General features: G+C 70.3%; 7 protein-coding genes and 1 pseudogene. 4 read left to right on the forward strand and 4 right to left on the reverse strand.

Annotated features, from left to right (window positions below):
• Window positions 1–49: 49 nt before the first annotated feature.
• Entirely contained in the window at window positions 50–2,374 is a 2,325-nt protein-coding gene (locus ACSMXR_RS11565; protein WP_473171791.1) for an MMPL family transporter, read from the reverse strand.
• Window positions 2,375–2,532: 158 nt separating this feature from the next.
• Between ACSMXR_RS11565 and ACSMXR_RS11570 the strand changes: the two genes are divergently transcribed.
• The 3 genes from ACSMXR_RS11570 to ACSMXR_RS11580 all read left to right on the forward strand — a co-directional run bounded on the left by ACSMXR_RS11570 (window position 2,533) and on the right by ACSMXR_RS11580 (window position 6,193).
• Window positions 2,533–3,255, forward strand: a complete 723-nt coding sequence (locus ACSMXR_RS11570) for a TetR/AcrR family transcriptional regulator (RefSeq protein WP_218527462.1) — start codon at window positions 2,533–2,535, stop codon at window positions 3,253–3,255.
• Between the two features lie 170 nt (window positions 3,256–3,425).
• A complete protein-coding gene (locus tag ACSMXR_RS11575; protein ID WP_473171792.1) occupies window positions 3,426–3,743 on the forward strand; it encodes a heavy-metal-associated domain-containing protein in 318 nt (105 codons plus the stop codon).
• A gap of 98 nt (window positions 3,744–3,841) precedes the next feature.
• Complete coding sequence (locus ACSMXR_RS11580; RefSeq protein ID WP_473171793.1) at window positions 3,842–6,193, forward strand: heavy metal translocating P-type ATPase; 2,352 nt, start codon at window positions 3,842–3,844, stop codon at window positions 6,191–6,193.
• 570 nt (window positions 6,194–6,763) lie between these two features.
• Here the strand turns inward: ACSMXR_RS11580 and ACSMXR_RS11585 are convergent.
• The 3 genes from ACSMXR_RS11585 to ACSMXR_RS11595 all read right to left on the reverse strand — a co-directional run bounded on the left by ACSMXR_RS11585 (window position 6,764) and on the right by ACSMXR_RS11595 (window position 11,167).
• The gene (locus tag ACSMXR_RS11585) at window positions 6,764–8,062 is read right to left on the reverse strand and encodes a citrate synthase (protein ID WP_030085548.1); all 1,299 of its coding nucleotides are present in this window, start codon (window positions 8,060–8,062) and stop codon (window positions 6,764–6,766) included.
• A gap of 215 nt (window positions 8,063–8,277) precedes the next feature.
• Entirely contained in the window at window positions 8,278–10,503 is a 2,226-nt protein-coding gene (gene recD2, locus ACSMXR_RS11590) for an SF1B family DNA helicase RecD2 (RefSeq protein WP_218527460.1), read from the reverse strand.
• A 61-nt stretch (window positions 10,504–10,564) separates the two neighbouring features.
• Window positions 10,565–11,167: a MarR family winged helix-turn-helix transcriptional regulator gene (locus ACSMXR_RS11595; protein WP_473171794.1), complete on the reverse strand. Its 603-nt coding sequence runs from the start codon at window positions 11,165–11,167 to the stop codon at window positions 10,565–10,567.
• Window positions 11,168–11,293: 126 nt separating this feature from the next.
• On the opposite strand from ACSMXR_RS11595, the pseudogene ACSMXR_RS11600 reads away from it, so the two are divergent.
• Window positions 11,294–12,979, forward strand: a pseudogene (locus ACSMXR_RS11600) (MFS transporter).
• Window positions 12,980–12,995 lie beyond the last annotated feature (16 nt).

The following is a 12,995-nucleotide window of genomic DNA, read 5'->3' on the forward strand; positions in this document are numbered from 1 at the left end:
TTTCCGGCTTCCCCGAGGGCTGTTTCCGAACAGGCTTCCGTCGCCGGTCTCAGCGTCTCGCCGGTTCGGCGATCTCCGCGCCCGCGCCCGATATCCCCTCGGCCTCCGCCGTGGGCCCGGCGCCCCCGGGGCCGCCCCTGTCGCCCGGAGCCTCCGGAGCGGCGGGACCCGCCGGGGTCGAATCCCCTTCGCTCAGGCCGAACCTGCGGTGGAAGGCCCGCAGAGGCGCGGGGGCCCACCAGGTGGAGCGGCCCATCAGCTTCATCACCGCCGGGACCAGCAGGCTGCGCACCACCATGGCGTCCATCAGGACGGCGAGGGCGATACCGAGCCCCAGCATCTTGGTGTTGGTGACCCGCGAGGTGCCGATGGCCACCATCACGACGGCGAGGATCACGGCGGCCGCGGTGATCAGCCCGCCGGTGTGGCGGAGTCCGAAGGTGACGGAGTGCTCGTGGTCGCCGGTGCGGTCGTACTCCTCCTTGATCCGGGATATCAGGAAGACCCCGTAGTCCATGGAGAGCCCGAAGGCCACGCAGAACATCAGGACGGGCAGCGTCGTCTCGATGTCGCCCGTGCTGGTGAAGGCGAGCAGTCCGGAGAGGTTTCCGTCCTGGAAGACCCAGACCACGGCTCCGAACATCGCGGTCAGGCTGAGGGCGTTGAGCACCACCGCCTGGAGCGGGATGAGCACGCTGCCGGTGAGCAGGAAGACCAGGAGCAGGGTCACGACCACGATGATCGCCAGCGCCCAGGGCAGCCGGTCGGCTATGGCGTCCTTGGAGTCGACGAGGACCGCCGCCGTGCCCGTCACCGAGGTGTCGAGGGAGGAGGCGGAGGGCACCGCCCTCAGGTCCCGTACGAGCTGCTGGGTCTCCTCGCCGACGGCTTCGCCCTCGGGCAGCACGCTGTAGTAGGCGACGGAGTCCGCGGTGACCGGGCCGTCGACCCGCAGGACGCCGGGCAGTTGCTCGATGCGGCTCTTCAGGTCCGCGTACTCGGCGGGGGAACCCTGTCCCTCGGCCAGCACCTCCAGGCCGCCGCCGGGGCTGCCGGGGAATCCGTCGCGGATGTGTTCCTGGACGACCCGGGACTCCGCGCCGGCCGGCAGCTGACGGTCGTCCGCCGTGCCGAACTTGACGCCCAGGAAGGGCAGTCCGAGCAGCAGGAGCCCGACGGTGGTGACGACGGCGAAGACGGGCGCCCTGCGCATCACCAGCGCCGCCAGCTTCGCCCAGCCCCGGCCGGGCGAAGCGCCCGCTCCCGTGCCCGCGCTGTCGCCTTCGGGCGAGGTGTCCTTCTTGCGGCGGCGCAGCAGCCGGCGCAGGTCCAGCGAGTTGATCCGGTGGCCGAGCAGGACCAGCGCCGCGGGCAGCAGGATCAGCGCGGCAGCGGCGGCCAGCAGGACCACGGCGATCCCGGCGTAGGCGAAGGACCGCAGGAAGTACTGCGGGAAGACCAGCATGGCCGACAGCGACACGGCCACGGTCAGCGCGGAGAACAGCACCGTACGCCCGGCGGTCCGCAGGGTCGTGCCCACCGCCGTCCGGGGGTCCGCCCCACCTGCCAGCTCCTCGCGGAAGCGGCGGACGATGAACAGGGCGTAGTCGATGGCGAGTCCGAGGCCGAGGGCCGTCGTGAGGTTCATGGCGAAGACCGAGACGTCGGTGAACTCCGTCAGGCCCCGCAACACGGCGTTGGTGCCGAGGATGGCGACGATGCCGACGCCGAGCGGCAGCATCGCGGCCACGGCGCTGCCGAAGACCATGACCAGCAGGACGAGCGTCACCGGCAGGGCGATCAGCTCGGCCCGCAGCAGGTCCTCCTGGATGATCGTCTGCATCTCGTGCTGCACGGCGACGGGCCCGCCGATGGAGACCGTCACCGGCCCCCGCTCCCCCGCGAAGGCCGGGGCTATCCGGTCGAGGGTCTCACCGGCGGTCTTCTCGTCGCCCCCGATCCGGGCGGCGATGATCGCCTCGTGGCCGTCCTCGGAGCGCAGCGCGGGCGATTGCGTCCCCCAGTAGGACCCGATGCCCGAGATCCCCTCCTCGGCCTCCAGCCGCTCGACGAGGCGGGCGGCCTCGGCGGCCACCGCCGGGTCGTCGACGGTCGCGGAGCCGCTGTCCACCAGCAGGAGCAGATTGGGCTGGGAGGCGGGGAACTCCCGCGCCAGCGCCTCGGTCGCATAGGTCGACTCGGCGTCGGGGGCCTGCCAGCCGCCGCTGCCCATCCGGTCCGCCACCCCGCTCCCGGCGAACACGGCGAGTGCGGTGATCACCAGCGCGGCCAGCAGCGCGAGCCGCGGCCGGGCGGTGACGAACCGGGTCCAGCCGCCGACCGAAGGCGGCGCGGAACGGTTGACTTCGGACATGGTGCGGTGTCCCCTTCACCGAGACCCGGGCAGCACAAGGCAGCATGGGTCGGTCGTTGCCACTTACCCTGGCAAACACGAGTAGTCGCTCGCGTTCCACTAGAATGCGAGCGACCACTCGTGTTTGTCAACCGCATCATGAGAGCCGGGGATTGACCGTGTCGGAGGCCAAAGCCACCAAGGGCGCCGCAGCGGACGGAGCGGACGGCGGACCCACCGCCCGTACGGCCGACGGAGCGCCGGGCCCCGCCCGCCCACGCCGCCGCCAGGCCCGCGGCGAGGCCCGTATCGCCCAGCTGCTCCGGGCCGCCGCCAACGTCTTCTGCACCAGCGGCTACACCGCGTCCAGCACCAACGCCATCGCCCGCGAGGCCGGGGTGTCGCCGGGCACGCTCTACCAGTTCTTCCCGAACAAGGAGGCCATCGCCGTCGAGCTCGGCGACCAGCTGCTCAACCGCTGGCGGGACACCTACGGCGCCGCCTTCTCGCAGAGCCATATCGAGCTGCCGCTCGACCGCATGCTGGACGCCATCCTCGACCCGCTGATCGCCTTCAACTGCGAGAACCCGGCCTTCTCCGTCCTGATGCACGGCTCGGAGATCCCCGGCCGGATCACCGAGGAGCACGACACGCTGCACGCCACGATGCTGACGCGGGTCGAATCGGCGCTCGCCTGCTACCTCCCGGACGCGCCCGCCGAGCAGGTCCACCGGATCGCCGACATGGCCTTCATCATCTTCAAGGCCGGGCTGGACCTGGTCATGGCCCACGAGGGCGAGGAGCGCGAGGCCTACATCCAGGAGCTGAAGACGGTCATGTTCCGCTATCTGGACCCCCTGGTCGGCGACGCCGTACTGCAGCGGACCCCGGACGCGCCGTAGACCGTCACCGGCCGCCGCCGCGAACCGCCACCGGCCGACACACGGCACCGCCGGAGCGCATTCATACCCCCTAGGGGTATAGTGTGGAGGAGACGGGGCGCCCCGGAGGCCTCTGCGGCCCCATCCGCCCCGCCGTGCCGCCGAAACGTGTTCGCGAAGAGGAGAACGTCATGACCGCCGAGACCGAGACCGCCCAGTCCACCGGCTCCTGCTGCTCGCCCGCCGGTTCCTGCCACGACGGCGCGGCCGACGTGCGGATCGAGGGGACCGACGCGGTCACCGCCGTGTACGAGGTCAAGGGCATGACCTGCGGCCACTGCGAGGGCGCCGTGTCGGAGGAGATCTCCGCACTCGCGGGCGTGACCTCGGTCGCGGCCGTCGCCGCCACCGGCCTGGTCACCGTCAGCTCCAAGGCCCCGCTGACCGAGGACGCCGTCCGTGCCGCCGTGGACGAGGCCGGGTACGAGCTCCTCGGCCCGGCCGCCTGAGGGCCGGCCCGCAGCAGCACCCCGTTCGTCGTCGGGCCGGCCTCACCAGCCGATACTGGTGGGGTACGGCCCGACCCGCGTTTCCCTGGAGTTCGGACATGGCCAGCACAGCAGCAGCCGACCACCCGGCCGCCGACGCCTCCGAGGCCGAGCTCATGATCGGCGGGATGACCTGCGCCTCGTGTGCGGCCCGCGTCGAGAAGAAGCTCAACCGGATGGACGGCGTCACCGCCACGGTGAACTACGCGACCGAGAAGGCCCGCGTCACCTTCGAGGAGGGGCTGGAGCTGGGCGACCTCGTCGCCACGGTCGAGAAAACCGGCTACACGGCCCGCCCCGTGACCCGACCGGAACGGAAGGCACCGGCAGCGGAAGCCACACCGGCACCGAACGCGGAAGCAGAAGCAGAGACGAAACCGGAACCCGAACCGGAAGCCGAACCGGAAGCGGAAGCAGCCCAGGACGGCGTCGCGGAACCGGACGCCTCCACCGACTCGCTCCGGCAGCGTCTCGTCGTCTCCGCCGTGCTCGCCGTTCCCGTCGTCCTGCTCGCCATGATCCCGGCCTTCCAGTTCGACTACTGGCAGTGGCTGAGCCTCACCCTCGCCGCGCCCGTCGTCGTCTGGGGCGGCCTGCCCTTCCACCGCGCTGCCTGGACCAACGCGAAGCACGGCGCGGCCACGATGGACACCCTGGTCTCGCTCGGCACGCTCGCCGCGTTCGGCTGGTCGCTGTGGGCCCTGTTCCTCGGCGACGCGGGTATGCCCGGCATGCGCCACGGCTTCGACCTCACCGTCTCGCGCGCCGACGCCACCTCGACGATCTACCTGGAGGTGGCGGCCGGGGTCATCACGTTCATCCTGCTGGGCCGCTACCTGGAAGCCCGCGCGAAGCGGAAGTCCGGCGCGGCGCTGCGGGCGCTGATGCATCTGGGCGCCAAGGACGTCGCCGTACTCAGGGCGGGCAGGGAGGTGCGCGTCCCGGCGGGCGAGCTCGTCGTCGGCGATCGCTTCGTCGTGCGTCCCGGGGAGAAGATCGCGACGGACGGAACCGTCGTCGAGGGCTCCTCCGCCGTGGACGCCTCGATGCTCACCGGCGAATCCGTACCCGTCGAGGTCTCGGCCGGCGACACCGTCACCGGAGCCACCCTCAACGCCGGCGGACGCCTCGTCGTCGAAGCCACCCGCGTCGGCACCGACACCCAACTCGCCCGCATGGCCCGCCTCGTCGAAGACGCCCAGAACGGCAAAGCCTCCGCACAACGCCTCGCCGACCGCATCTCCGCCGTCTTCGTCCCCATCGTCATCGCCCTCGCCCTCGCCACCCTCGGCTTCTGGCTCGGCAACGACGCCGGACTCACCGCAGCCTTCACCGCGGCCGTCGCCGTCCTCATCATCGCCTGCCCCTGCGCCCTCGGCCTCGCCACCCCCACCGCCCTCATGGTCGGCACCGGCCGCGGCGCCCAACTCGGCATCCTCATCAAGGGCCCCGAAGTCCTGGAGACCACCCGCCGCGCCGACACCATCGTCCTCGACAAAACCGGCACCGTCACCACCGGCCGCATGACCCTCCAGACCACCCACACCGCCCCCGGAACCGACGAGAAGGAAGTCCTGCGCCTCGCCGGAGCCCTCGAACACGCCTCCGAACACCCCATCGCCCAAGCCATCGCCACCGCCGCCACCGACACCACCGGGCCCCTCCCGACCCCCGAGGACTTCGCCAACATCCCCGGACTCGGCGTCCGGGGCACCGTCGAGGGCCACGCCGTCCTCGTCGGACGGCCCCGCCTCCTCACCGATGCGGCGATCCCGCTCCCGGCCGAGCTGTCGGAGGCCCTGGCGGAGGCCGGGGAGCACGGCCGTACGGCGGTCGTCGTGGCCTGGGACGGCGAGGCGCGAGGTGTGTTCGGGGTGGCGGACGCGGTCAAGGACAGCAGCGCGGAGGCCGTCGCCGAGCTGCGCGCCCTGGGCCTCAGGCCCGTCCTGCTGACCGGCGACAACCGGGCCGTGGCGGAGGCCGTGGCGCGCGAGGTGGGCATCGACGAGGTCCATGCGGAGGTGCTTCCGGAGGACAAGGTGAACGTCGTGAAGAGCCTTCAGGCGGAGGGCCGGGTCGTCGCCATGGTCGGCGACGGGGTGAACGACGCCGCCGCGCTGGCCACGGCAGATCTGGGGCTGGCGATGGGCACCGGGACGGATGCGGCGATCGAGGCGAGCGACCTCACGCTGGTTCGTGGAGATCTCAAGGTGACGGCTGACGCAATCCGCCTCTCCAGGCGTACGCTGGCCACCATCAGGGGCAACCTCTTCTGGGCCTTCGGGTACAACGTTGCGGCCTTGCCCCTGGCTGCAAGTGGCCTGCTCAACCCAATGATCGCGGGAGCCGCCATGGCGTTTTCGTCCGTGTTCGTCGTCACGAACAGCCTACGGTTGCGTGCCTTCACGTAACTTCCACAAAGAGATTTAGATCACACCGAATTCAGGGTAACCATCCGGTGGGTTCGTGAGTCTTAGAGTGCGATGCCAAGGATGTCTTGGGGGACGTCCGATGGAGTGTCTTGGGGGACGCTCCTGTGGCAAGCGTTTGGCCGGGGCACGTGCACCGGGGAGCTTTGAGCGGCCCTCCCGTGCGTACGTACCCCGGCGGATCGCAGCACAACAAGGGAACACAACAGAACACGGGAGCCTCGGCTCCCTGCCAGACGCCCGGCCGGATCCCGTGGGGGGAATCCGCTCCGGGATATGGGAAGCGCCCTGACCGTCGACCCGTGGGGGGATCGGCGGCGGGGCGTTTCTCGCTCTCCCGGCCCTTCCACCCCTCCCCGCCACGCCTTCCCTGCTCCCCACTCCCCCTCCAGGACGCCGAATCGCCCCGGACACCGCGCTCTGTGCGAAGCGCGGTACGCGGGGCGAAGGCAGTCGGCCGAAGAGGCCGGGCACTACGGGCGGTACGGGTTCCGGCGGTGCGGAACCCTGCGGTACGAGGTCCGGATCAGCGGCCTCGACACGAGGTCCGGGTCAGCGGCCCTCGACCGGGACGAAGTCGCGCAGGACCTCGCCGGTGTAGATCTGGCGCGGGCGGCCGATGCGGGAACCCGGCTCCTTGATCATCTCGTGCCACTGGGCGATCCAGCCGGGAAGCCGGCCGAGCGCGAAGAGCACGGTGAACATCTCGGTCGGGAAGCCCATGGCCCGGTAGATCAGACCGGTGTAGAAGTCCACGTTGGGGTAGAGGTTGCGCGAGACGAAGTAGTCGTCGGAGAGCGCGTGCTCCTCCAGCTTGAGCGCGATGTCGAGCAGCTCGTCGGACTTGCCGAGCGCGGACAGCACGTCGTGGGCGGCAGCCTTGATGATCTTGGCGCGCGGGTCGAAGGACTTGTACACCCGGTGGCCGAAGCCCATCAGGCGGACGCCGTCCTCCTTGTTCTTCACCTTGCGGATGAAGGAGTCGACGTCGCCGCCGTTGGCCTGGATGCCTTCCAGCATCTCCAGCACCGACTGGTTGGCGCCACCGTGCAGGGGGCCCCACAGCGCCGAGATACCGGCGGAGATCGAGGCGAACATGTTCGCCTGCGAGGAGCCGACCAGACGCACGGTGGAGGTCGAACAGTTCTGCTCGTGGTCCGCGTGCAGGATGAGCAGCTTGTCCAGCGCCGAGACGACGACCGGGTCCAGCTCGTACTCCTGGGCGGGGACCGAGAAGGTCATGCGCAGGAAGTTCTCGACGTACCCGAGGTCGTTGCGCGGGTAGACGAAGGGGTGGCCGATCGACTTCTTGTAGGCGTACGCCGCGATCGTCGGCAGCTTCGCCAGCAGGCGGATCGTCGACAGGTGACGCTGCTGCTCGTCGAACGGGTTGTGGCTGTCCTGGTAGAACGTGGACAGCGCGCTGACGACCGAGGACAGCATGGCCATCGGGTGGGCGTCGCGCGGGAAGCCGTCGAAGAACCGCTTGACGTCCTCGTGCAGCAGCGTGTGCTGGGTGATCTCGTTCTTGAAGGTCGCCAGCTGGTCGACCTGCGGAAGGTCGCCGTTGATCAGCGTGTACGCGACCTCGAGGAACGACGAGCGCTCGGCGAGCTGCTCGATCGGGTATCCGCGGTAGCGCAGAATGCCCTGCTCACCGTCGAGGTACGTGATGGCGGATTTATAGGCGGCGGTGTTGCCGTATCCGCTGTCCAGCGTCACCAGGCCGGTATTGGCCCGGAGCTTCCCGATGTCGAAGCCCTTGTCGCCGACGGTGCTGTCGATCACCGGGTAGGTGTACTCGTCATCGCCGTACCGCAGTACTACAGCGTTGTTGGTGTGCTCGCTCACGTCATCCCTCACCGACGTAGTGCCTCTTCTTCGAGGTGCCCTGACTGTCTTCCACCCTCCCCCATTCGGCTCAGGAGAGTGCACTCGGGGTCGTCCATTGGACCTACTGACGGCACTGAGTGCCGCCAACTTACTCATCCTGCCCCCTTGACTGCGGTTCCGGAAGACCTCCGTGATGTTTCCCACCGATTTGATCGATCATTTTTGTGCAGGGGTCACGAGAAGTCTTCTCCCGAGCCGCCCCGGAGCCGGAAATCCAGTGCCGTACAGCGTCTGCCTGCGGAAACCGTGCGGACCGCCTGGCCGATCGCCTTACGGGACCCGACCAGCACGACGAGCTTCCTGGCCCGCGTCACGGCGGTGTAGAGCAGATTCCGCTGGAGCATCATCCAGGCGCTGGTGGTGACCGGGATGACGACGGCCGGATACTCGCTGCCCTGGGAGCGGTGGATGGTCATGGCGTACGCGTGGGCCAACTCGTCCAGCTCGTCGAAGTCGTAGCCGATCTCCTCGTCCTCGTCGGTGCGGACGGTGAGCTTCTGTTCGTCCACGTCGAGGCCGGTGACGACGCCGACCGTGCCGTTGAAGACGCCGTTCTCGCCCTTGTCGTAGTTGTTGCGGATCTGGGTGACCTTGTCGCCGACCCGGAAGACCCGGCCGCCGAACCGCTTCTCGGGGAGGTCGGGGCGGGCCGGGGTGACGGCCTGCTGGAGCAGCCCGTTGAGATGGCCCGCACCGGCCGGGCCCCGGTGCATCGGGGCGAGCACCTGCACGTCACGGCGTGGATCGAGGCCGAACTTGGCCGGAATGCGGCGGGCCGCGACATCGACGGCGAGCTTGCCCGCGTCCTCCGTCTCGTCCTCCACGAAGAGGAAGAAGTCGCTCAGCCCCTCGGTGAGCGGCGGCTGTCCGGCGTTGATGCGGTGGGCGTTGGTGACCACGCCGGACTGCTGGGCCTGACGGAAGATCCGGGTGAGCCGGACGGCCGGGACCGGACCGCCCTCCGCGAGCAGATCGCTCAGCACCTCCCCCGCGCCGACCGAGGGCAGCTGGTCGACGTCACCCACGAGCAGGAGGTGGGCACCGGGTGCCACCGCCTTCACGAGCTTGTTGGCGAGCAGCAGATCGAGCATCGACGCCTCGTCCACGACGACCAGATCGGCGTCCAGCGGCCGGTCCCGGTCGTAGGCCGCGTCCCCGCCCGGCTTCAGCTCCAGCAGCCGGTGCACGGTGGAGGCCTCGGCCCCGGTCAGCTCGGCGAGGCGCTTGGCGGCGCGCCCGGTGGGGGCGGCGAGCACCACCTTGGCCTTCTTCGCACGGGCCAGCTCGACGATGGACCGGACGGTGAACGACTTCCCGCAGCCGGGCCCGCCGGTCAGGACGGCCACCTTCCGGCTGAGCGCGAGGCGTACGGCCTCCTCCTGCTCGGGCGCGAGCGAGGCCCCCGTACGCGTGGCGAGCCAGGCCAGGGCCTTGTCCCAGTCCACGTCCTGGAAGGCCGGCATCCGGTCATCGCCGGTGTTCAGCAGCCGTCTGAGCTGCCCGGCGAGGGAGAGCTCGGCGCGGTGGAAGGGGACGAGGTAGACGGCCGTGATCGGTTCGCCGCCCTCCGGGGACGGCACCTTCTCCCGTACGACGCCCTCCGGATCGGCGGCCAGCTCGGCCAGGCACTCGATGACCAGACCGGTGTCGACCTGGAGCAGCTTCACGCCGTCCGCGATGAGCCGTTCCTCGGGCAGGAAACAGTGCCCCTGGTCGGAGGACTGGGACAGGGCGTGCTGGAGTCCGGCCTTGACCCGCTCGGGGCTGTCGTGCGGAATGCCGACCGCCTGGGCGATCCTGTCGGCGGTGAGGAAGCCGATGCCCCAGACGTCGGCGGCCAGCCGGTAGGGCTGGTTCTTCACGACGGAGATCGAGGCGTCCTCGTACTTCTTGTAGATGCGGACGGCGATGGAGGTGGAGACGCCGACGCCCTGGAGGAAGACCATGACCTCCTTGATCGCCTTCTGTTCCTCCCAGGCCGCCGCGATCATCTTCGTGCGTTTGGGGCCGAGGCCGGGGACCTCGACGAGCCGCTTCGGTTCCTGCTCGATGATGTCGAGGGTGTCGACTCCGAAGTGGGTGGTGATCCGGTCGGCCATCACCGGCCCGATGCCCTTGATCAGCCCGGAGCCGAGATAGCGGCGGATGCCCTGGATGGTGGCGGGCAGCACGGTGGTGTAGTTCTCCACGGTGAACTGCTTGCCGTACTGGGAGTGCGAGCCCCAACGGCCCTCCATCCGCAGCGACTCGCCGACCTGCGCGCCGAGCAGCGCACCGACCACGGTGAGGAGATCCCCGGCTCCGCGCCCGGTGTCGACGCGGGCGACCGTGTACCCGTTCTCCTCGTTGGCGTAGGTGATCCGCTCCAGGACACCTTCGAGGACGGCCATGTTGGACATGACCCGACGCTACCGGGTGCCGCTGACAGCGCGGTTCGCGGCAGAGTGCCGGGAGGAGGGATCAGGGGGCGGGGGGCGTCGGGCCGCCGTTCTCGTACTCGTTCGCCAACAGCGCGTCCATGGTGGAGCGCAGGGTGCCGAGGAACTGCTCGAACCGCTGGATCTCCTGCGGTGAGTACGCCGCCATCGCCTCGGCCATCAGCTCGCTGTACGGGCCGAAGAACGCCATGGCGCGCGGCCGGATGCCGGGGCTGCTGCGCAGGGTCACCACCCGGCGGTCGGTGCTTTCGCGGGTACGGACGATGTGGCCCGCCTGTTCCAGCCGCTTGAGGAGGATGGCGGTCGCGCCGGAGGAGAGCGAGACGCGCTCGCTGAGCCGGGCCGGCGAGAGGGGCGCGCCCTGGTCCTCCGCGTAGAGGATCTCGACGAGGGCGGCGGCGTCGGTGGAGTGCAGCCCGAGCCAGGCGGCGAAGCGGCGGGTGAACTCGGTGTAGTTGGCCCCGAAGGCGCGCAGGCCGTCCATCACGTGGTCGACCCGCACGGCCTCGCGGTCGGCCCCGCCCGGCCTGTCCGCTCCTCCCGGCCTGTCTGCTCCGCCCGGACCGTCAGCCCCGCCCGGCCCGTCGGCCGTGCCGTGCCCGTCGGCCCCGCGCCCGTTCGTCATCGGCACTGCCCACTCTCGCTTCCGCTTCCGCCCCGCTTCCGGTTTGACAACCTACCTCGCACTATTTACCTTTGTCGCAAAGATAGATTCCTTTACGGCAAAGCAATCATCGGGAGTCGAAGCATCGTGACCGAACCCGCAGAAGCCTCGCCCACAGCACGTCAGTGGCTGGGCCTCGTCGCCGTGGCGCTCGGCGTGGCCCTGATCGTCGTCGATCTGACGATCGTCAACGTGATCCTCGCGCCGATCATCGAGGACCTCTCCATCGGTTCGTCGCAGGCCCAGTGGATCCAGGAGTCGTACGCGATCACGTTCGCGGCGCTCCTGCTGGTCACCGGACGCCTCAGCGACCTCTACGGCGCACGCCGGATCTTCCTGCTGGGCCTCGCCGCGTTCGGCGCGACGAGCCTGCTGGCGGCGCTGGCCCCGAGCGGCGGCCTGCTGATCCTCGCCCGGTTCGTCCAGGGCGTCGGCGGGGCCATGATGCTGCCCACCTCGCTGGCCCTGCTGAACGCCACGTTCACCGGGCGGGCGCGCGGCCACGCGTTCGCCGTGTGGGGCTCGACCATCGGAGCGGCGGCGGCCGTGGGCCCACTGCTGGGCGGATGACTCGCCGACATCTCCTGGCGCTGGGCCTTCGGCATCAACATCCCGCTGGTCGCGATCATCGTGGCGGGGGTGCTCCGGTATCTGGACGTGTCGCCCCGCACCCGGGGCCGTATCGACGGCGTCGGCGCGGCGCTGTCGGCGGTGGGCCTGGGACTCCTCGCGTTCGTCCTGATCGAGGGGCGCACGTACGGCTGGCTGATGACGACGAAGCCGCTGGGGATCGGGGGCTTCTCCTGGTCCGGCGGGCTCTCGCCGGTGTTCGTCGCGCTGCTCCTGTCCGTACTGGCGCTGGGTGTGTTCTGGCGCAGGCAGGCCGTGCTGAGCCGGGCGGGCGGCGAGCCGCTGATGGACGTGCGGCTGTTCTCCATCCGCTCGTTCCGCAACGGCAACTTCGTGACGCTGATGGTCGGTCTCGGCGAGTTCGGCATCATCGCGGTGCTGCCGCTCTGGCTGCAATTCGCCCTCGGCTACAGCGCGTTCGAGGCGGGTCTCGCCCTCGTCGCCCTGGCCGTCGGCAGTTTCGCCGCCTCCGGGGCGAGCTTCCCGATGGCCGCGACCGTGTCCGCGCTCGCACAGGTCCGGATCGGTCTGGTGCTGGAGGCCGCCGGGCTGACGATGCTGGCCCTGATCGCGTCGACGGACAGCGCCTGGTGGCTGATCGCGCTCGCGCTGTTCGTGTACGGGATTGGCGTCGGCTTCGCCACGGCGCAGGTCACCAACATCGTCCTCGTGGACGTACCGGAACGGAGCGGAGGTCAGGCGTCGGGCATCCAGAGCGCGGCCCGCGAGCTGGGGTCGGCCCTCGGTATCGCCCTCCTGACCACGCTCTTCTTCAGCACCCTGGCCGCCGGAATGACCGACCGGCTCACCCGGGACGGCGTCGCGACGGACGAAGCGGAACGGCTCGGCGGGGTGGTGACGGACAGCGCCGGATCGGTGATCGAGACCCTCGCCGCGGAGCCGCGTACGGCATCGGCGGCGGAGGCGGCCCGCGAGGCGATGGCGGCCGGCGTCCAGGTCTCCGGGTACGTCTGCGCCGGGCTGCTGCTCCTGGCCCTGGCGGCGACGCTGTTCATGGCGCCGAAGGCGCGTACGGAAACCGGGGCGCGTACGCGAGCGGGGGCGACGGCGCCTGCGGACGCGGGGCCGGGAGTTCGCGGGGAGGACCGGGACGAGCGGACTCCGGCTCGGCCGCCGAAGTGACCGAGGCCCGCGCGCG

It is taken from the genome of Streptomyces sp. DSM 106670, assembly GCF_055792845.1.

What these genes read in the sequence shown, in the direction of transcription:
- ACSMXR_RS11565 (WP_473171791.1), bottom strand. Translation starts at nt 2,374, where the DNA reads ATGTCCGAAGTCAACCGTTCCGCGCCGCCTTCGGTCGGCGGCTGGACC.
- recD2 (WP_218527460.1), bottom strand. Translation starts at nt 10,503, where the DNA reads ATGTCCAACATGGCCGTCCTCGAAGGTGTCCTGGAGCGGATCACCTAC.
- ACSMXR_RS11580 (WP_473171793.1), top strand. Translation starts at nt 3,842, where the DNA reads ATGGCCAGCACAGCAGCAGCCGACCACCCGGCCGCCGACGCCTCCGAG.
- ACSMXR_RS11575 (WP_473171792.1), top strand. Translation starts at nt 3,426, where the DNA reads ATGACCGCCGAGACCGAGACCGCCCAGTCCACCGGCTCCTGCTGCTCG.
- ACSMXR_RS11595 (WP_473171794.1), bottom strand. Translation starts at nt 11,167, where the DNA reads ATGACGAACGGGCGCGGGGCCGACGGGCACGGCACGGCCGACGGGCCG.